Here is a 21,149-nt window from a genome sequence, read left to right on the forward strand (position 1 = left end):
ATGTCCGCGCAGGTCATCGCCAGGACTCAGGTGGAACACAGGGTTCCCCCAGCAGGCCGGGACAGAATCGGGACATGACTGGCACATCGGGGTCCCGCGGCAGCCGAGTACGCGTGCTCATCGTCGACGACGAGCCCGCGCTCACCGAGCTGCTCTCCGTCGCGGTCACCGAGGCCGGCTGGCGGCCCTACCCCGCGCCGGACGGACACAGCGCGCTGCGCATCGCCCGCGGCTGCGCCCCGCACGCCGTCGTCCTCGACGGCATGCTGCCCGACCTCGACGGCATCCAGGTGCTGCGCCGACTCCGCTACGAGAACCCCCGGCTGCCCGTCCTCATGCTCACCGCCCGCGACGCGATCGAGCACCGCCTCGACGGCCTCGAAGCGGGCGCCGACGACTACGTCACCAAGCCCTTCTCCCTGGAGGAGGTCGTGCTGCGGCTGCGCGGACTGCTGCGCCGGGCGGGCAGCGAACAGACCCCGACCGACGACTCCGTACGGGTACTCGGCGATCTGGTCCTGACCGGCGAGACCCGCGAGGTGCGGCGCGCCGGTGAGCCGGTCCAGCTCACCGCCAAGGAGTTCGACCTGCTCACCCTGTTCCTCGACCATCCCCGCCAGGTGCTGAGCAAGGCGCAGATCCTCGACCAGGTGTGGAGCAGCTGCTTCGACGGCGGCGGCAACCTCGTCGAGGTCTACATCTCCAGCCTCCGCCGGAAGATAGACCGGGGCCGCGCTCCTATGATCCACACCGTGCGCGGGATGGGATACGCCCTACGGCCCGTGGAGGACGCCAGATGAACCTCCGTATCCGCAAGCTCCGTATCCGTATCCGCAACCGAGGCCGCCTGCACGGCCGTTCACTGCGCACCCGACTCCTGCTCTTCATCAGCGCCACCCTGTTCGTCGTGTGCGCCGCGATGTCCCTCACCACCGTCTTCGTCCAACGCGCCTATCTGCTGGGCAACTTGGACGACCGGGTCGGCAACGCCGCCGAACGGAGCCTGGGCGGGGCCCAGCATCATCCGGCTGCCCCCGGGGACCTCGGGTTCCTCCTGGAGAACGGCCATGCCGTCGGCACGCTCGCCGCACGGTTCGACGCGAACGGCTCGATCATCGCCGCGGCCGTGGTCAGGCAGGACGCCCGGCCGCAGAACCTCACCGCCGCCCAGCGCGCGGCCCTCAAGGGCATCACGGCCGACGGCGCGAAGCACACCCGGACCGTGCCCGGCCTCGGCACCTACCGGCTCACGGCCCTCAACACCGATGGCGTCCGGGTCCTCACCGGCCTCCCGATGGACGACGTACAGGACATGATCAGCGGTCTGGTGGCGGTCGAGGCGGTCGTCGCCCTCGCCGGCCTGACCGTCGCGGGCTGCCTGTGCGCGGTCGTCATCCGACGGCAGCTACGGCCGCTGGGCCGGGTCGCCGCCACCGCGGTCGAGGTCTCCCGCTCGCAGCTCGGGCACGGCGAGGTCACCGCGCTCACCCGGGTGCCCGAGCGGGACACCGACCCCGGCAGCGAGGCCGGCCAGGTCGGTGCCGCGCTCAACCGGATGATCGACCACGTCGAGTCCTCGCTCGCCGAACGCCAGCGCAGCGAGGAGCAGATGCGCCGCAGCGAGGAACGCATGCGCCGCTTCCTCGCCGACGCCAGCCACGAACTCCGCACCCCGCTCGCCTCCATCGCGGGCTACGCCGAGCTGATGAACCGCGGCACCGACCGCATCGAACCGGGGCTCGCCTGGCGCCGGGTCACCGCCGAGTCGGCGCGCATGACGGGCCTGGTGGAGGACCTCCTGCTGCTCGCCCGGCTCGACGAGGGCCGCCCGCTGCAGTCCGCCGAGGTGGACCTCGCGGCGGTGCTCGCCGAGGCGGTGTGGGACGCGCGCGCCGCAGGCACCGGCCACGACTGGCAGCTTCAGCTGTCCCTGGACGCCCCGGCCCTGGTCATCGGCGACGAGGCCCGCCTGCACCAGGTGTTGGCCAACTTGTTGGCCAACGCGCGTATGCACACGCCTGTTGGCACGACGGTCACGGCGAGCGTCCAGGCCACCGCCGCCCACACCGTCGTCATCCGGGTACGCGACGACGGCCCCGGCATCCCCCCGGCCCTCCTCCCCACCGTCTTCGAACGCTTCACCCGCGCCGACGCCTCCCGCGCCCGGTCCGGCGGCAAGGAGGGCGGCTCCGGCCTCGGCCTGGCCATCGCGACGGCGATCACCGGAGCCCACGGCGGCCGCATCGACGTCACCAGCGTCCCGGGCCGCACGGAGTTCACCATCGAACTCCCCGCGGCCCAACTCCCGCCCGTCGAACCGGCGATGCGCGCCCGCACGGCGCCGGTGTAGGAGAGCACCGAGCGCCGTACGGAACCGGGGGAGTGGTCTAGGGGCTGGTCGTGAACCCGTCGAAGTCGGCCTCGCCCGCCGTGCCCGAGGCGTGCGAGGTCTGAGTGAGGCCGACGTCCTGGGTGGCGGCGGCGGTCGGGACGTCGATGGTGCCGACCAGGTTCCAGGTGGCGTTGTCGGTCGAGTAATAGCCGCTGTACGAGGTGCCGTTGCGGACGAGCTTCAGCCACGAGGGGTAGGCGGCGGTACCGGCGGAGTCCTGCGAGTCGAGCTTTCCGTCACCGTCACTGTCCCAGTCGAGGAGATAGCCGTTGCCCGGGGTCGCGACCAGGGCCACATACCCGGGGGACGTGTTCGACTGGGTGATGTCGTTGCGGACCATGATCCCGGCCTTCGCCCAAACATCGGTGTCCGACTGCGAGTTGAGCTTCACGGTCGTCACCGAACCGTCGTGCTCCGCACCCGGCAGATAGATCGCGCCGTACTCATTGGTGCCGTTGTACAGATCCGCACCCTGCGCCCGGATACCGAGTTGGGTACCGGACTCGCTGAAGCTCGCGGTGGTGGAGGCGAACGTCCGGTAAGGGGCGGTCACTTGGTGGTTGACGGTGATCGTGTCACCGGCGGTGAGGCGGGTCTTCCCGCCCGACCGGAAGCGGTAACTCGCCGTCCCCTGGAAGTCGTTGGAGGCGAAGAGCTTCGCCGAGGGCGCGATGGACACGGAGTACGTGACCTTCAGCGCGTGACCGCCGCGGATCGTCCGGGCCCGTGTCACGTCACGCGTGGTGATCTTCGTGCCGGCCGGCCCGGTGAGGGTCAGGTCGGCATCGGTGACGGACCGAGACCCGTTGTCGGACAGGACCGCGGTCACGGTACGGGTGGTGCTGTCGCTGGACGCGGGCGCCCAGTTGAGCCCGAACGACACGTCCGGAGCCGCGCCGGCCACCGTGCGGTGAGTGGCGTGGACCCGGTACAGGACCACACCGTGCGCCGGCACATTGGCGGTGATGCGCCCTGCGGACTCGGTCAGCCGCTTGCTCCACAGATCCCGCAGGGCGTAGTCGCGCGCCGCGGGCAGCCCCAACGCGGAAGCGGTAGTGGCGACTTCGCGGGGAGCCGACCCGGTGTTGAACAGACCGACCACGACATCCCCGTCGGCCTCGGTCTTGGCGAACACCTGTGAATTCGCGTCCGAGGAGATCCGCTTGGCGTCGATACCGTCCTGGTCGACCGCGAGAACGTCGGTGTTCTTCAGCAATGCGAGGTCGGCCGGGTCGAGATGGGTCAGGTCGGTGCCGAGGATGAGCGGCGAGGCGGCCAGCGACCACAGACTCATCTGGGTCCTGCGCTCGTCGGGGGTGAGCCCATTGTTGGCGCCGTTCCCGATTTCGAGGGAGTCGTAGTCGTTGTAACCGCCGGGCCCGCCGTACGGCGCCCAGGCCGCGACCTGGTCGAAGCGGGAGGCGATGGAGGCCCAGGTCGTCAGGGGGTAACTGCTGTCGTCAGGACCGCAGTAGCACTCGATGTCGCCGCCGGTGCGCCAGCCGTTGGAGAGCTTCTTCCAGGTGGCCGCGTTGTTGATGTCGAGGTTGTTGGACAGCTCCAGATGGATGGGTCGGCCGGTCTGCCGCAGCGCCTCCGACCAGGCCTGGACGTCCTGTTGGTCGGAGGTGCCGACGCCGTCGATCTTCAGATAGTCGATGCCCCACCCGGCGAACTGACCGGCCCACGAGTCGATGAACTCCTGGGCACCGGGCCTGGCGTAGTCGATGCCCACCATGCCGCCGCAGTTGTAGTTGCTCTCCGTCGTCGAGGTGGCGATGTCCCGGGCGTGGTACGCGGTCCCCTTGATCTCGGTGTTCTTGACGACCGCCTGCTGCGAGATGCCGGGCGTGACGTACAGGCCGAACTTCAGCCCCAGGGAGTGCACATAGTCGGCGACGACCTGGACGCCGTTCTCACCGCCGCGCGGCGGGAATTTGACGGGGTCGGTGACCCAGCGGCCGTACTGGTCGACGTCCGGTCCCTGGCTGCCCGGGCACTGGTACCAGAAGTCGTCGACGTTGGCGTAGACGAAGCCGTTTTTCGCCAGCCCGCTGGTCTTGAGCGCCTTCGCCTGCGCCTCGATGGTCTGCGCGGTCGGGTTGCGGCGCACAAAGCTCCAACTGCTCCACCCCAGCACGGGTTTGAGCCCGACACCGTTGTCATCGGCTCTCGCCGACTGGCCGCCGGTCGCGGTGACTCCACTGGTGAGCAGCAGTGCTCCCGCGAACGCGGCCAGCACACCGCGGATCCGTCTTCTCATGAGCTGTTCCTCCATCGCAACGCTCACCTGACTCAGAAACCGTCAAGAACAAACCCCGTGGACATGGCAAGTCAACAGGACCGAACGCGAGTCACCGCATGGCGCGGTTGGCCAAAACTGGGTCAAGTCTGTGGGGCCACTGTGGCGGGGGTGGTGAGGGAAGCGGTGCGGGACGGGGGCGGGGACCTGGCACCGACTGATCGCCGTGCATAAGGTTCCCTGCGTGGACGACGAGATCATGGCCGCGGTCGGCCACCAGTTGTACTCGTTCGACGGCCGAGTACTGGAGATCTTCGGCAATCACCCCGAACGCTTCCACATCCGGTACATGCGCCTGAGTGTCACCGGCCCCGACCGGAAGGGGAGGCGGACCGTGGAGATCAACGCCCTGGGGAGGAGCTCCACCAGGAACTACACCGCCGCGGAGTGGGAGCAGGTGCCCGACCTCGCCGCACTGCTGGAAACGGTACAGAGGGCCATCGACTCCGACCCGGGACACTGCTGGCCCGGGTGACCTGAGCTGCCGCTTACCGGTGCGTCCCAGGGCCCGACTCCCGAACAGGGCCACCCCAAGCGCCACTTCGAGTGCCGCCCGCCGTTTACAGCCTCCCCAGTCCGCGCTAACTTCACGGACAGTGGGGTGGGAGCGCTCCCACCCGCCCGGCGGTCCGGAACCCGTCGGGTGGCCGGGTCGCCCCACCCCACGTCTCCACCTCCGCACGTTCCTAGGCTGTGTCCGCAAGGTCCCGCCTGCCCAGCGACGCCCGGCACGCACTCTCGCCGCACCGGCCGAAAGCCCACGTACAACCAGTACGAGGGCTTCCGTCCGACACTCCCCCAGCCTCCGGCCGGGGGGACCCCCAGAGCACGCACCGAACGCCGCGGGGCCTGCCCTTCGGGCGGACGACGGGACTTTGCGGACGCGGCCTAGCACCCGCCGACCGAAGGGACGTAGAACTGTCATGCCTATGGCAATGCCAATCCCAACTCCCCACGCGGTGACGCGATTACCGCGCCCCACCCCCCACCGAGCCCTCTTCCTCGTCCTCCTGGCCCTGCTCACCACGGTCCCCGCCCTGGCGCTCATCCTCGCGACCGGCGGCAGGGCCGAGGCCCACGGCACCCCCATGAAGCCCGGCAGCCGCACCTTCCTCTGCTGGCAGGACGCGCTCACCAGCACCGGCGAGATCAAACCGATCAACCCGGCCTGCAAGGCGGCCCAACAGGTCAGCGGTACAACGCCGTTCTACAACTGGTTCTCCGTGCTGCGCTCCGACGGCGCCGGCCGCACCCGGGGCTTCGTGCCGGACGGTTCGCTGTGCAGCGGCGGCAACCCGAACTTCACGGGCTTCGATCTCCCGCGCGACGACTGGCCGTTGACGCATCTGACCTCCGGCGCGACGGTCGACTTCTCGTACAACGCCTGGGCGGCGCACCCGGGTTGGTTCTACGTCTACATCACCAAGGACGGCTTCGACCCGACGAAGACCCTCACCTGGGACGACATGGAGGACACCCCGTTCCTCACGGTCGACCACCCGCCGCTCAACGGCACCCCGGGCACGGTCGAGGCCAACTACTCCTGGACCGGGCAGCTTCCGGCGAACAAGTCGGGGCGGAACATCGTCTACATGGTGTGGCAGCGCTCGGACAGCGCGGAGACCTTCTACTCCTGCTCGGACGTCGTCTTCGACGGCGGCAACGGTGAAGTGACGGGTATTCACGATCCGGGCAACCCCACCGACCCGGTACCCGGCGTCTGTTCGGCCACCCGGCACACGACCGGAACCTGGCCCGGCGGCTACCAGTCCGAGGTGACCGTCACCAACTCCGGTGACGTCCCGATGCTCGGCTGGATGGTCAACTGGGCACTCCCCGCAGGCCAGTCGGTCGCCAGCCTCTGGAACGGCAACGCGACCTACACCGGCCAGGACGTGATGGTCCACAACGCCGACTGGAACGGCTCACTGAGTCCGGGGCAGAGTGCCACCTTCGGCTACGTCGTGAACGGTGACGGCGGGGACACGGCAACTACCCTGCCCTGCCAGGTCGGTTGAGTCTGAGCTCGGGGCGGACCCGGTGGTCGGGGGCCACCGGGTCCGCGAGCCGGACAGGCAATGGGGGTTGAACCTGCCCGGGTGGAGCGTGGCTTGGGCGACACTGTGGTGCGACAACGTTGTCGAATGGTCTGCATATGACTCTACCGCCCCAACGGACAACGATGTCAAGCCAGTTGGCCTGCGGACGCCGTCCGAGTGGCCGGCCCGCGTGCCCCCACCGGCGCACGCGCTCTTCCGTGGTACGGGTGGCGCACGTTACTGTCCCTGCGGCTTGTGCGACCTGTGGTGCGCGACCCGTCCGAAGGAGGAGGGGCCGCGTCATGCGTTTCCGTCCCATGTCCCTGGCACTGGCCGCCGCGCTCGCGCTCGGCGGCGCCACCCCCGCCCTGGCGGCGACCGCTGCCGCCCCACCACAACTCGTCAAGGACCCCACCGCCTACGTCGATCCGCTGATCGGTACCAAGAACGGCGGCAATGTCTTCCCGGGCGCCGTCGTGCCCTTCGGCATGCTCTCCTGGAGCCCGGAGAACACCAGAGGCAGCGCAACGAGCACGGCCGCGCCCGGCGGCTACCAGTACGACGCCACCCGCATCCGCGGCTTCAGCCTCACCCACATGTCCGGCACGGGCTGCGCGGGCGGCAGCGGCGACATCCCGTTCTACCCGTACGCCGGTGAGGTCACCTCGTCCCCGGCGAGCGACACCAAGGACGCCGTCTACGCCTCGGACTTCAGCCACACCGACGAGACCGCCGAACCCGGCCACTACAAGGTCGGCCTCGCCTCCGGCGTCACCGCCGACCTCACCGCGACGGCCCGCACCGGCTCCGGCCGCTTCACCTACCCGGCCGACAAGCCCGCCTCGCTGCTGATCCGCACCGCCAACTCCGAGGTGGGCTCCACCGATTCGTCGGTCACCATCGACCCGAAGACCAACACGGTCTCCGGCTCGGTCACCTCCGGCAACTTTTGCGGCTACCTCGACCCCGAGGGCCAACGCGCCTACTACACCCTGTACTTCACCGCCACCTTCGACCGCGCCTTCAAGACCACCGGCACCTGGCAGGACGACAAGCTGACCCCGGGTTCGACGAGCGCGACCGGCGGCACGGGCGGCTTCAGCACCGGCGGCCGTCCCGTCGCGGGCAAGGGCGCGGGCGGCTACGTCGAGTTCGAGCCCGGCAGCGGCCCGGTCGGCGTCAAGGTCGGTATCTCGTACGTCAGTCAGGCCGGCGCCCAGGCCAACCTCAAGGCGGAGAACCCGCCGAAGCGCACCTTCGACGCGGTCCAGGACGCGGCCCACCGCGCCTGGCGCGACCAGCTCGGCGCCATCAAGGTCGGCGGCGGCACCGACACCGAGCGCACCACCTTCTACACCGCGCTCTACCACTCCCTCCTGCACCCGAACGTCATCAGCGACGCCGACCGCAGATACACCGGCAGCGACGGCAAGGTGCACAAGGTCAGCCGGGGTCATCAAGCGCAGTACGGCACCTTCTCCGGCTGGGACATCTACCGCTCGCAGGTTCAGCTGCTCACCCTCCTCAGCCCCCGCACGGGCTCGGACATCGCGCAGTCCCTCTATGAACTCGCCCAGCAGAACGGGGGAGTCTGGGACCGCTGGCTGCACGGCGCGAGCGGCACCCACGTCATGAACGGCGACCCCTCACCCACCGCCCTGGCCGGCATCCGCGCCTTCGGCGGCACCGACTTCGACCTCAAGGGAGCCCTCGCCTCCCTCGTCCAGGCGGCGACCGTACCGACCGCACAGGACCTGTCCTCCTCGGGCAAGCCGGTGCTCTCGGTCGGTCAACGCCCGTCCCTGGACAAGTACTTGAACCTGCACTACATGCCGTCCGTCTCCAACGCGTGGGGCGGCGCCGCCGAGACGCTGGAAATGTCCACGGCGGACTTCGCGCTCTCCCAACTCGCCACGGCGGCAGGGAAGAAGAGCACGGCGGCCGACTTCGCCCAGCGCGCCCAGTGGTGGCAGAACAACTTCAACATCGCCGCCGACCCCACCGGCGGCTACATCGCCAACCGCAAGGCGGACGGCAGTTGGGTCACCGGCTTCACCCCCGGCACCGGCAACGGCTTCGTCGAGGGCACGGCCGCCCAGTACACCTGGATGGTCCAGCACAACCCGGCCGGCCTCTTCGCGGCGATGGGCGGCACGGACAAGGCCCTCGCCCGCCTCGACTCCTTCTTCCATGAGGCGGACGGGAGTTGGGCCTTCACGGGCAGCGGCGGCGACAAGTCCGAGCTGGACAACGAGCCGTCCGTCAACGTCCCGTACCTCTACGACTACGCGGGCGCGCCCTACAAGACCCAGGAGACGGTCAGGGCGGCCATGAAGCAGCTCTGGTCCACCGACCCGGCCGGCATCCCCGGCAACGACGACCTCGGCGAGATGTCGTCCTGGTACGTCTTCTCCGCGCTCGGCATGTACCCCCAGGTCCCCTCCCGCGCCGAACTCACCCTCGCGTCCCCGCTGTTCGAGCGCATCGAGATCAAGCGCCCGCAGGGCAACGACATCTCCATCCGCGCGAAGGGCGCCGCGACCGACGCCCCGTACATCCAGTCCCTGAAGGTCAACGGCCGTAGCACGCAACAGCCTTGGCTCTCGTCCTCCCTCGTCAAGAACGGCGGCACCCTCGACTACACCCTCTCCACCACCCCGAACCGCACCTGGGGCAGCGCCCCCGCCGACGCCCCGCCGTCCTTCCGCACCGGCGAGCAGCCGTACCAGATCGGCGTCGGTCCGACCGCCGCGACCCTCGTCCCCGGCGACACCACCAAGGTCACCATCAAGGCCCTGTCCCTGAACGGCGGCACCGGACCCGAGGTCCGCTACACCGTCGAGACGCCCGTCGGAGTCACGGCAACTCCCGCACAGGGCACGGTCGTCGACGGCTCCCAGGACATCACCCTCACGGCCGCCACCGACGTCCGGCAGGGCTTCTACGACGTGAAGGTCACCGTCACCTCGGGCGACACGTCGTACGAGCAGCCGGTGTCCCTGACCGTGGCCGCGCCCGGTACCCTCCTCGCCGCCTACAACAACACCGGTGTCTCCGACGACACCGGCGAGCACGACGAGGCGGACTACGACGGAGGCGGCTGGAGCTACTCCCTCCAGGCGCTCGCGGCGGCCGGGCTCACCCCGGGCGGCGCGGGCACGGTGGACGGGCTCGGCTTCACCTGGCCCAGCTCGCCGAACGGACGCCCCGACAACGTCTCGGCAGCCGGTCAGACCGTCCAACTCCCGCAGCCCGCGGCCAACTTGTCGTTCATCGGCAGCGCGGTCAACGGCAACCAGCAGACGAAGGCGACCGTCACCTACACCGACGGCAGCACCGACGCCGTCGACCTGTCCTTCACGGACTGGACGGTCGGCGGGGGCGGCGGCACCGTGCAGTACGGCAACGAGGTCGTCGCCAGGACCGCGTACCGCAATGTCGCGGGTGCGGACAAGGATCCGGTCGTCACCTATGTGTTCGCCACCAAGCCGTTCGCGGCACCCACGGGCAAGACCATCAAGAGCGTGACACTTCCGGACGACCCGGATCTCCATGTGTTCACCCTTGCGGTGAACTGACGTCCACAATGTGTGCCCAAGGCCCCGTCGTCACATTCCCGCCTGCCCGGCGACGCCATGCACGCACTCTCGCCGCACCGGGCCCAGACCCGAGTACGTCCAGTACACGGGTCCGGGCCCGGCACGCCGAGAGCACGCACCTGACGCCGCCGGGCCCGCCCTCCGGGCGGACGACGGGAATGTGACGACGGGACCTTGCCCGTTCCGGTGGCGGGGGCACATCGTCGCGTGCGAGCATCCGCAGATGGTGAAACGGCCGCAGCTGCCCGAGGAGTTCCGGGCCGAAGCCCGTACGGCCTTCGCGTTCCTGGTGGGGGACGAGGGCTTCGCGCCGCCGGAGGACATAGACGGCGGCCTGCGCTATCTGCGCGGGGATCTGATGGTGCGCGTCTGGTTCCTGGGCGGCGCCGAATCGGAGGTCCTGACACGACTGATCCCCCTGGCGCCGGACGGCACCAGGGGGAGCGGGGCGTGGCTGGACGACCTGTACGCGGCCGCCGCGTGCGGTCCGGCCCAGGACGTCCCCGTCTTCGCGTCGACCAGGAGAGGCGTGCTCAGACGGGTTCACCAACACGCGGAGGCGTTGCGGAAACTGCTGCCCCGCCTCCCCGTGTCGTGAGGTGAGCTCAGGCCAGCAGTTCCACCTCCGCGAGTGTCGCGGAACTGTCCAGCACCAGGCGGTAACGCGCGTACGAGCCCGGTGACTTGACCGAGAAGACGCGCGTCTGCTTGTCCCAGGTGAAGGACTCGCCGGAGCGCTTGTCGAGCGTCTTCCACGTGGTGCCGTCGGTCGAGCCCTGGAGGGTCCAGCCGGTCGGTGCCTGCGTGTGGTCCGCCGACGACGTGAGCGTGTACTGGATGCCCTTGGTGGCCTTGGCGATCGGCAGGTCCACCGAGGTCACCGTCGCGCTCGTGGCCGACGTGTTGTCGAACAGGGCGCCGACACCGGCGAGTTGGTCGCTGCGGGGCGTCGGCACCTTGTCGTTCTTGGTGATCGACACCGGCGCCGCGTTCTTGCCGCTGCCCCACGACGAGGGCTTGGAGCCCATGGAGAAGTCCAGCACTCCGCCCTTCTCCAGCAGCGAGTGGGGGAGTGAGGTCTTCGTCCAGGTCTGGCCGTTGACCTTCAGCCCCTGCACGTAGATGTTCTTCGTGCTGTTCTTCGGCGCCTTGACGACCAGGTCCTTGCCGTTCTCCAGGTGCACGGTCGCCTTGGTGAACAGCGGGGAACCGATGGCGTATTCGCCGCTGCCCATCACCAGCGGGTAGAAGCCGAGCGCGGAGAAGAGGTACCAGGCCGACTGCTCGCCGTTGTCCTCGTCGCCGTGGTAGCCCTGCCCGATCTCGCTGCCGGTGTAGAGCCGCGACAGCACCTCCCGCACGTCCTTCTGCGCCTTCCAGGGCTCACCGGCCGCGTCGTACATGTACGTGACGTGGTGGGCGACCTGGTTGGAGTGGCCGTACTGGCCCATGCGGACGTCCCGCGCCTCCGTCATCTCGTGGATGACACCGCCGTAGGAACCGGCGTTGGTGGGCGAGGCGGTCTCCGGGGTCGAGAAGTACTGGTCGAGCTTGTCGCCGAGGGCCTTCTGGCCGCCGTAGAGGTTGGCGAGGCCGCGGCTGTCCTGCGGGGCGGTGAAGGCGTAGCCCCAGCCGTCGGTCTCCGTGTAGTCGTAGCCCCAGACCTTCGGGTCGTAACTCGCCGAGTCCACCCGCCAGTTGCCCTTGGCGTCCTTGCCCTGGAAGAACCCGGCCTGCTTGTCGAACAGGTTCACATAGTCCTGGGCGCGGTTGAGGAAGTACTCGGACTCCTCCTTGTAGTGCTTCTCGCCGGTCTTCTTGTAGAGGGCCTGGCCCATCTGCGCGATGCCGTAGTCGTTGACATAGCCCTCCATCGCCCAGGAGAAGCCCTCACCGGTGTCGGTGCTGGTGTAGCCGAGGAAGGGCGAGGTGGTCATGCCCTTGCGGCCGACACCCGAGGCGGGCGGGACGACGGTCGCGTTCTTCACGGCCGCGTCGTAGGCCGACTTGGCGTCGAACTTCACGCCCTTGACGTACGCGTCCGCGAACGCCACGTCCGAGGACGTGCCGGTCATCAGGTCCGCGTAGCCGGGCGAGGACCAGCGCGAGGTCCAGCCGCCGTCCTTGTACTGCTGCACGAACCCGTCGACCATCTCACCCGCCTGACTGGGCGTCAGGAACGAGTAGGCCGGCCAGGTCGTCCGATAGGTGTCCCAGAAGCCGTTGTTGACGTACACCTTGCCGTTCACGATCTTCGCGCCGGTGTGCGTCGGGGTGTCCTGGCTCGTCATCGGGGAAAACGGCGAGGCGTACTGGTACGTCGAACCGACCTTCTCGAAACCGGAGTTGGGGTACAGGTACAGCCGGTACATGCTGGAGTACAGGGTCGTCAGCTGGTCCGGCGTGGCGCCCTCCACCTCGACCTTGCCGAGCAGCTTGTCCCACACCTTCTGGGCCTGCTTCTTGACGGTGTCGAAGGAGGTGCCGTCCGGGATCTCCTGGCGCAGGTTGTCCTTCGCCTGGTCGACGCTGATCAGCGAGGTGGCCAGGCGCAGGGTGACCGTGTGGTCGGCGCCCGGCTTGAACTTCAGATAGCCCTTGACCCCGCTGGAGGAGCCGTCCGTCACGGGCGCGTCGAACGTGCCGTAGACGAAGAGCCGCGTAGCGCCGGTGGACAGCCCGGACTTGACGTCCGAGTAGCCGGTGACGGTCCCGTTGGTCTTGTCGAGGGTCAGGCCCGCCTGCTCGGTGACGTTGTCGAAGATGACGCTCGCGTCGTCACCTGGGTAGGTGAAGCGCAGCGAGGCCGCGTGGTCGGTCGGGGCCATCTCGGCCTTCAGACCGTTCTCGAACGTGACGCCGTAGTAGTACGGGCGCGCGGTCTCGTTCTCGTGCTTGAACGCCAACTCCCGTGCTGTGGGAGAGGTGTTGGGGGTGCCCGAGGCGGCCGACGGCATCACCTGGAAGGTCTGCCGGTCGCCCATCCAGGGGCTGGGCTCATGGCTCAGGCTGAGCGCCTGGAGCGTCGGCAGGTTGTCGTCGTTGTTCGCGCGTGCGTAGTCGTAGAGCCAGCTCAGCGACGACGAATTCGTCACCGGGGTCCAGAAGTTGAAGCCGTGCGGCAGCGCCGCGGCGGGGAAGTTGTTGCCGCGCGAGAAGCTGCCGCTGGAGTTGGTGCCCCGGGTGGTCAGCGCGTAGTCGGACAGATGCGCCTTCGGCCTCTCCGGCGCGACCGTCTTGAGGCTCACGTCGTCCAGCCAGCCCCGGAACTTCGCCGGCCCGCTGGGGGAGTCGTAGTCCAGCAGGATCCGGTCGACGGTCTTCCCGGCCGCGACCGAACCGATCCGCGAGAGGACGTTGTTCCACTGGTTGACGTAGAGGATCTTCGCCGCGCCCTGCCCCTGCGGAGTCAGCGCGAAGCCGTGCGAGTCCGTCGCGCCGAGGTCGCTGAGGTAGGTGCCGTCGGTGAAGGCGAGGTCGACGGAGACGTTCGTGGCGTCGTAGTCGAGGTCGCCGTCGGACATCTGCGGGAAGATCTTGTACGACAGCGCCGTGTCCTTGCCGACCGGCACGTTCACGTCGAAGACCTTGTTGTACGAGTACGCCCGCCCCGTGGCCGTGTGACGGCCCGCGTAGCGCAGTGCGCGCTTCCCGGTGAAGCCGGCGCCCGCCTTGGCGGTGGGGGAGCCGCTGGGGCCCCGGTCGACCAGCGAGAGCATGTCCTCGGGGATGGGCGCGGTGGTCCCGCCCGTCGAGAACTGGACGTCGGCGAGCTGAAGGATGCCGCTCGCGCCGTTGTTCTTCGTGATGTCGAGCCGGAAGTGCTGGTACTCGGCCGGCTCGGCGAGGTCGTACGACTTCGTCTGGAACCGGTCGGCGAAGCTCTCGCCCGAGCGGGTGTCCAGGGTCTTCCAGTCCTTGCCGTCCGTCGAGCCCGACAGCGTCCAGTCCTTCGGATCGCGTTCAGCGAAGTCGTTCGCCGAAGTCAGGGCGTACGTCACTATCTTGGCCGGCTTGTCGAGGTCGAACTCGACCCAGCCCGTGGACGCGAACGTCAGCCACTTGGTGCCGGACTCGCCGTCGACGAGGTTCTCCTTCACCTCGCCGCCGCCGGTGTTCTCGGAGCTGGCCCGGACGTCGGTGACATGATCGGTCACATTTCCCGGGATGCCGGTGCTGTAGCCTCCGTCGACACCCGAGGCCCGCTTGGTGCCGTCCGGCGCGGTGTCGACCGTGTTCAGCCAGTCCGGTGCCGGATCTCCCGACTCGAACGAGGAGGCGAACTCCCCGCCGGTCGGGGCCTTTGCGGGCAGGGCGACCGTCACCCCCTGCGAACCCACGAGCAAAGCCAGTGCGGCGGTCGACACGACCGCCGTACCCCACCATCTGTGATGCATACGAGGGCATCCTCCCTGCACGCTGGACAACGTTGTCAGATTCGACGCGCAAGCAACAGTAGGGAGTCAAGTGGCCAGGGATGTCAAGGGTGTTGAGTGAGGCATTCGAGGGCAATAACAGGGATTTCTCCGTCATCGAACGCACAGGGCGTTCATATTTCCGCCAGGTCTCACTTCGGAAAAGACCGACAACCTACCCTGCATTCGATCTTGCTCTGTCGGCGGGAAGTGGACTATACCTGTCGCGTTCGACACCGCTCTCACAGCAGCACGCACGAAGTACCTCTGCACGACCAAGCTCGACCTGACCGCGGTGCCGGGGAGGATCCGGTTCACCGCCTGAGTCCTGTTGAAGGCGAGGACTTGAGCATGGGATCCACTTCCGCCGAGAACAACGGTTCCAATGGCGTCGGCCGCCGTGATCTGATCAAGAGGTCGGCCGCACTCGGTCTGATCTCCGTACCCACGATGAGTTTCCTGTCCGCGTGTGCCAGCGGTGGCGGGGACGACAGCAGCAGTGACGACAGCACCAAGGGCACCACGTCGAAGTCGAATCCCTTCGGTGTGAAGAAGGGCAGCACGCTCGACGTCGTCGTCTTCAAGGGCGGTTACGGCGACGACTACGCGAAGGCGTGGGAAGCCAACTTCAAGACGAAGATCGGCGTCAGCTCGACCCACACCGGAACGCAGGAGATCACCGGCAAGCTCCAGCCCCGGTTCAACGCGGGCAACCCGCCGGACATCGTCGACGACTCCGGCGCTCAGCAGATCAAGATCGACGTCCTGTACAAGAACGGCCAGTTGCTCGACCTCTCGCCGGTCCTGGACGCGCCCGCGATCGACGACCCGACCAAGAAGGTCCGCGATCTGCTGATCCCCGGCACCCTCGACCCGGGTGTCCAGGAGGGCAAGGTCGTCGCCCTCAACTACATCTACACGGTGTGGGGGTTGTGGTACTCCGGCAAGCTCTTCAAGGACAAGGGTTGGACCCCGCCCAAGACCTGGGACGAGTTCATCGCCGTGTGCCAGAAGGCGAAGGCGGCCGGTATCGGGGGCCTCGCCCACCAGGGCAAGTACCCGTACTACATCAACGTCGCCATCATGGACCTGATCGCCAAGAAGGGCGGGATCGACGCCGTCAAGGCGATCGACAACCTCGACCCCAAGGCGTTCGTCGGCTCGGCCGCCGCGCAGGCCGGCGTCGAGGCGATCTACGAGGTGGTGGAGAAGGGCCTGTTGATGCCCGGCACCAACGGCCTGACCCACACCGAGTCGCAGACCCGCTGGAACCAGTACAAGGCCGCGTTCATCACCTGTGGTTCCTGGCTGGAGAACGAGCAGCTGAAGCTGACGCCCACGGACTTCGACATGAAGTTCCTGCCGATGCCGCTGCTGGCCGACAGCAAGATGCCGTTCGAGGCGATCCGGGCCGGCTCCGGCGAGCCCTTCATCATCCCGGCGAAGGCCAAGAACCTCCCCGGCGCCAAGGAGTTCATGCGCCACATGCTCTCCAAGGAGTGGTCGACGCTCTTCGCCAAGGAGGCCAACTCGCTCACCATCCTCAAGGACGGTGTCGACTCCAGCGTCACCCTGCGCCCGGGCACCCAGTCCACGGTCGACGCGTCCAAGGCGGCCGGCGACAACACCTTCCGCTTCCTGTACCCCGACTGGTACAGCGAGATGGACACCTCCATCCAGAACGCGTCCAACGAGCTGATGGCCAAGCGCATCCAGCCCAAGGAGTGGCTGAAGCGCTGCCAGGCCGCCGTCGACAAGCAGGCCAAGGACCCGGCGTCCAAGAAGAACGTGCACTCCTGATCACAAAGGCCTGATCGCACCACCTGATCACGCTCGGGACACCAGGGGCAGGAAACGCCAATGCGCAAAGGGCAGTACAGGTTCGTCACGGGATTTCTCTTCGTTCCCGTGGCGCTCTATCTGATCTTCGTGATCTGGCCTTACATCCAGACGTTCGGCTATTCGCTGACCGACTGGAAGGGCGAGTCACAGACCTTCAAGTTCGTCGGACTGGACAACTATCGAGCGCTGCTCCACGACGACGTCTTCAAGGAGGCCATCTGGCACAACCTCCTGTTCCTGGTGTTCATCCCCGTGATCACCATTCTGCTGGCCCTCTTCTTCGCCTTCATGGTGAACGCGGGAGGGCGCAGCAAGGCCGGCGGAGTGCAGGGTGTCGCCGGTTCCGGGTTCTATAAAATCGTCTACTTCTTTCCGCAGGTCCTGTCGCTGGCGATTCTCGCGGTGCTGTTCAACGCGGTGTACCGCAGTGACGGCGGCGGCCTGCTCAACGGTTTCCTGATCAAACTCCACCTGGTGGACGTCAACAATCCGGTGGAGTGGCTCAACGAGCCCAACGTGGTGCTGTGGGCGCTGATGGCGGTCGTGGTGTGGCACGGCGTCGGTTTCTATCTGGTGCTGTTCTCCGCCGCCATGCAGTCCATTCCCAGGGACATATACGAGGCGGCCCTGATCGACGGCGCGAACCGCTCCCAGTCCTTCTTCCGGATCACGCTGCCGCTGCTGTGGGAGACCGTCCAGACGGCCTGGGTGTATCTCGGCATCATCGCGATGGACATGTTCGTCCTGGTCTCCTCCATGACCTCGAACATGGGCGCCTACGGAGGCGGTCCCGACCACGGCAGCGACGTCATGTCGACCGTGATGATGCGCAACTTCCTCTACTTCGGGAAGAGCGGCTACGCCTGCGCGATGGGCGTCGTCATGCTGCTGCTCACCCTGGTCCTGTCCGTGGTCACGCTGCGCGCCACCCGCCGTGAGCGCATCGAGTTCTGAGCGGGAGACATACGACGATGAGCGCACCCCTGAAGGAGACCGCCCCCACGGGCGGCACCGTCCCGCCGCAGCCGTCGGTCGGGAAGTCCAGTGCCCGGCCCGGTGAACCGCGCGGCGAGGGCGTCGTACTGAACGTGTTCTCGCACGGCTTCCTGGCCCTGTGGGCCCTGCTGATCGTGCTGCCGCTGCTGTGGCTGGTGCTCAGCTCGTTCAAGACCGACGTGCAGATCGGCAACTCGGCCTTCGGCTGGCCGCACAACTGGACGTTCGACGTGTTCCGCCGGGCCTGGAGCAAGGGCATCGGCGACTACTTCCTGAACACCTTGATCGTTCTGGTGTTCTCGGTCCCGCTGACGATGCTGTTCGGCTCGATGGCCGCCTACGTGCTGGCCCGGTACCAGTTCTGGGGCAACCGGCTGCTGTACTACTTCTTCGTCGCCGGCGCGATGTTCCCGGTGTTCCTGGCGCTGGTCCCGCTGTTCTTCATGGTCAAGCGCCTCGACATGCTGAACACGTACCAGGGGCTGATCCTGGTCTACATCGCCTACTCGATGCCGTTCACGGTGTTCTTCATGCACGCGTTCTTCCGGACGCTGCCCACCGCGGTCTTCGAGGCGGCCGTCCTCGACGGTGCCTCGCACACCCGGACGTTCTTCCAAGTGATGTTGCCGATGGCGAAAGCCGGATTGATCAGCGTCGGCATCTTCAACACCCTCGGTCAGTGGAACCAGTTCATCCTGCCGACGGTCCTGATGCAGCCGCAGAGCGGCTCGGACCCGGAGCGCTATGTCCTCACCCAGGGGCTCATCCAGCTCCAGCAGCAGCAGGGCTACGCCTCCGACCTGCCCGTTCTCTTCGCCGGTGTCACGATCGCCATGATCCCGATGCTGGTCGTCTACCTGTCGTTCCAGCGCCAGGTGCAGTCCGGTCTGACCTCGGCGACGCTGAAGTAGCACCCCTGGACGACGCGACAGAGAGTGATCGTTCCGACACCGCTCCCGGCAGGCCGGGAGCGGTGGTCACGTATGTGTCCGAGACCCCGGATGCGGTTCAACCTCTTGACGGGAGGCGACCCGAACAGCTCAGCTTAGAGTTCACTAGTTGGACATAGACGGGGCCTCATCGATGCGGTCCCGCGCGCAGGAGGTCGTCGTGGAGACTCCGGGGTCGCAGTCGTCACTGCACCGAGCCAATCTCGAACGGGTCGTGCGAGCGGTGCGGTTGGCCGGGTCGCTGACGCAGGCGGAGATCGCGAGGACGACGGGCCTGTCGGCCGCGACGGTCTCCAACATCGTGCGCGAACTCAAGGACGGCGGAACGGTCGAGGTCACGCCCACCTCGGCGGGCGGCCGCAGGGCCCGCAGCGTCTCCCTGAGCGGGGACGCCGGCATCGTCATCGGCGTCGACTTCGGGCACACGCATTTGCGCGTCGCGGTCGGGAATCTCGCCCACCAGGTGCTGGCCGAGGAGTCCGAGCCCGTCGATGTGGACGCCTCCTCGACGCAGGGCTTCGACCGGGCCGAAGAGCTGGTCAACCGGCTGATCACGGCGACCGGAGTGGACCGCTCCAAGATCGCCGGGGTGGGCCTCGGCGTGCCCGGTCCGATCGACGTCGAGTCGGGCACCCTGGGCTCCACCGCGATCCTCCCGGGCTGGACCGGCACCAGACCCGCGGAGGAGCTGGGCAGCCGTTTGGGCGTACCGGTGCACGTGGACAACGACGCGAACCTCGGCGCCCTCGGTGAGCTGGTCTGGGGCAGCGGGCGGGGCGTCAGGGACCTGGCGTACATCAAGGTCGCGAGCGGGGTCGGCGCCGGACTGGTCATCAACGGCAAGATCTACCGGGGCCCGGGTGGCACGGCGGGAGAAATCGGGCATATTACTCTTGATGAGTCCGGCCCTGTCTGCCGCTGCGGAAACCGGGGCTGCCTGGAGACCTTCACGGCGGCGCGCTATGTGCTGCCGCTCCTCCAGTCCAGCCACGGCACCGACCTGACCATGGAAGGAGTCGTACGGCTGGCGCGGGACGGAGACCCTGGTTGCCGTCGGGTGATCGCCGACGTCGGCCGCCACATCGGCAGTGGAGTCGCCAATCTCTGCAATTTGCTGAACCCGAGCCGAGTGGTCCTCGGTGGCGATCTCGCCGAGGCCGGTGAGCTGGTGCTCGGGCCGATCAGGGAGTCTGTCGGCCGCTACGCGATCCCCAGTGCGGCGCGTCAACTTTCCGTTCTCCCGGGGGCACTTGGAGGCCGTGCGGAAGTGCTCGGAGCGCTCGCTCTCGCGCTCAGCGAGATGGGCGATTCGACCCTTTTGGACGGGTCGCTGACCGCAGCGACACCTGTCTTCACTTAGAGAACGCACGACGCCGTTGCCATCTCGTTAAGTATTTACTTCTTGACGCCGAACGCGCGGCCGAGTTGACTTCCAGCCACCTCGGCCGCAACGACGCGGCCTCGTCAGGGAGGTTTCAAAGTGAACACGCGTATGCGTCGTGCCGCCGTTGCAGTGATCGCCACCACCATGGCCGTTTCGATGGCCGCCTGTGGCAAGGCGGGCGACGACAAGAAGTCCGACAGCAGCTCCAGCTCCTCGGGCGGCTCCACCGCGAAGATCGGTCTGCTCCTGCCCGACAGCGTCACCGCTCGGTACGAGAAGTTCGACAAGCCGTACTTCGAGGCGAAGGTCAAGGAGCTCTGCTCCGGCTGCACCGTCGAGTACAACAACGCGAACGCCAGCGCCGCGACGCAGGCCCAGCAGGTCAGCAGCATGATCACCAAGGGCGTCAAGGTCATCGTGATCAGCGCCCAGGACTCCGCCGCGATCAAGTCCTCGATCCAGCAGGCCGTGAACAAGGGCATCAAGGTCGTCGCGTACGACCGTCTGGCCCAGGGCCCGGTCTCCGCGTACGTCTCCTTCGACAACGTCCAGGTCGGCAAGCTCCAGGGTGAGGCGCTCCTCACCTCGCTGGGCTCCAAGGCGACCACCAAGTCGAAGATCGTCATGATCAACGGTGACGACGCCGACCCGAACGCCGCGCAGTTCAAGAAGGGCGCCCACGAGGCCCTCGACGGCAAGGTCACCATCGCCTACGAGCAGTCCGGCCTCTGGAAGGACACCGTCGCCAACCAGAAGGTCACGGCGGCCATCACCCAGCTCGGCGCCAAGAACATCGCGGGCGTCTACGCCGCCAACGACGGCATGGCCGGCGGTATCGCCACCGCCCTCAAGGGCGCCGGCATCAGCGGCATCCCGCTGACGGGTCAGGACGCGGAGCTCGCCGGTATCCAGCGCATCGTCGCCGGTACCCAGTCCAGCACCGTCTACAAGGCCTTCAAGCCGGAGGCCGAGGCGGCCGCCACCCTCGCCGTCGACCTGGCGCAGGACAAGAGCATCTCCTCGCTCGCCACCACGACCCAGACCAGCGGCTCCGGCAACAAGGTGCCCTCGCAGCTGCTGACCCCGGTGTCGGTCACCAAGGCCAACATCAAGGACACGGTCATCAAGGACGGTCTCTACACCGTCGCGCAGATCTGCACCGCCGACTACGCCAAGGCGTGCAAGGCGGCCGGTCTGTCCTAACCACCGCCCAGCGGTGACAAAGCCCCT

At 67.7% G+C, this 21,149-nt stretch carries 13 protein-coding genes; 11 read left to right on the forward strand and 2 right to left on the reverse strand.

Annotation, left to right across the window (positions count from 1 at the left end; all coding sequences use genetic code 11):
• Positions 1-74 precede the first annotated feature (74 nt).
• Positions 75-800, forward strand: a complete 726-nt coding sequence (locus tag OG588_RS37800; RefSeq protein ID WP_026151399.1) for a response regulator transcription factor — start codon at positions 75-77, stop codon at positions 798-800.
• Positions 797-2,350: a sensor histidine kinase gene (locus OG588_RS37805; RefSeq protein WP_405951138.1), complete on the forward strand. Its 1,554-nt coding sequence runs from the start codon at positions 797-799 to the stop codon at positions 2,348-2,350. Before OG588_RS37800 ends, OG588_RS37805 begins: the two co-directional genes overlap by 4 nt.
• A 37-nt stretch (positions 2,351-2,387) precedes the next feature.
• Here the strand turns inward: OG588_RS37805 and OG588_RS37810 are convergent, their stop codons facing one another.
• The gene (locus tag OG588_RS37810) at positions 2,388-4,655 is read right to left on the reverse strand and encodes an NEW3 domain-containing protein (protein WP_405951139.1); all 2,268 of its coding nucleotides are present in this window, start codon (positions 4,653-4,655) and stop codon (positions 2,388-2,390) included.
• A 223-nt stretch (positions 4,656-4,878) separates the two neighbouring features.
• Here OG588_RS37810 and OG588_RS37815 point away from each other — a divergent pair, with 223 nt between their 5' ends.
• The 4 genes from OG588_RS37815 (at position 4,879) to OG588_RS37830 (ending at position 10,930) form a co-directional block, all read left to right on the forward strand.
• Positions 4,879-5,169 carry a hypothetical protein gene (locus tag OG588_RS37815; protein WP_405951140.1) on the forward strand — a complete coding sequence of 97 codons (291 nt, stop codon included), beginning with the start codon at positions 4,879-4,881 and terminating at the stop codon, positions 5,167-5,169.
• 454 nt (positions 5,170-5,623) lie between these two features.
• Complete coding sequence (locus OG588_RS37820) at positions 5,624-6,712, forward strand: lytic polysaccharide monooxygenase (protein WP_405951141.1); 1,089 nt, start codon at positions 5,624-5,626, stop codon at positions 6,710-6,712.
• Between the two features lie 323 nt (positions 6,713-7,035).
• Entirely contained in the window at positions 7,036-10,311 is a 3,276-nt protein-coding gene (locus OG588_RS37825; RefSeq protein ID WP_405951142.1) for a GH92 family glycosyl hydrolase, read from the forward strand.
• 244 nt (positions 10,312-10,555) lie between these two features.
• Positions 10,556-10,930, forward strand: coding sequence for a hypothetical protein (locus tag OG588_RS37830; protein WP_019063287.1), 375 nt, complete (start codon positions 10,556-10,558; stop codon positions 10,928-10,930).
• A 7-nt stretch (positions 10,931-10,937) separates the two neighbouring features.
• Here OG588_RS37830 and OG588_RS37835 read toward each other — a convergent pair whose 3' ends face one another.
• Positions 10,938-14,729 (reverse strand): GH92 family glycosyl hydrolase, encoded by a 3,792-nt coding sequence (locus OG588_RS37835; protein WP_405951143.1) that lies wholly within the window; start codon positions 14,727-14,729, stop codon positions 10,938-10,940.
• A gap of 369 nt (positions 14,730-15,098) precedes the next feature.
• Between OG588_RS37835 and ngcE the strand changes: the two genes are divergently transcribed.
• The 5 genes from ngcE (at position 15,099) to OG588_RS37860 (ending at position 21,122) form a co-directional block, all read left to right on the forward strand.
• Entirely contained in the window at positions 15,099-16,547 is a 1,449-nt protein-coding gene (gene ngcE / locus OG588_RS37840) for an N-acetylglucosamine/diacetylchitobiose ABC transporter substrate-binding protein (RefSeq protein WP_405951144.1), read from the forward strand.
• Between the two features lie 60 nt (positions 16,548-16,607).
• Positions 16,608-17,543 carry a carbohydrate ABC transporter permease gene (locus tag OG588_RS37845; protein WP_266862966.1) on the forward strand — a complete coding sequence of 312 codons (936 nt, stop codon included), beginning with the start codon at positions 16,608-16,610 and terminating at the stop codon, positions 17,541-17,543.
• Positions 17,544-17,560: 17 nt separating this feature from the next.
• The gene (locus tag OG588_RS37850) at positions 17,561-18,496 is read left to right on the forward strand and encodes a carbohydrate ABC transporter permease (protein ID WP_405951145.1); all 936 of its coding nucleotides are present in this window, start codon (positions 17,561-17,563) and stop codon (positions 18,494-18,496) included.
• 199 nt (positions 18,497-18,695) lie between these two features.
• Complete coding sequence (locus tag OG588_RS37855; protein WP_019063292.1) at positions 18,696-19,895, forward strand: ROK family transcriptional regulator; 1,200 nt, start codon at positions 18,696-18,698, stop codon at positions 19,893-19,895.
• 120 nt (positions 19,896-20,015) lie between these two features.
• The gene (locus OG588_RS37860; protein ID WP_405951146.1) at positions 20,016-21,122 is read left to right on the forward strand and encodes a sugar ABC transporter substrate-binding protein; all 1,107 of its coding nucleotides are present in this window, start codon (positions 20,016-20,018) and stop codon (positions 21,120-21,122) included.
• The last annotated feature ends 27 nt before the right edge of the window (positions 21,123-21,149 follow it).

Source organism: Streptomyces prunicolor (genome assembly GCF_045162825.1).
Taxonomy (GTDB): Bacteria; Actinomycetota; Actinomycetes; order Streptomycetales; family Streptomycetaceae; genus Streptomyces; species Streptomyces prunicolor.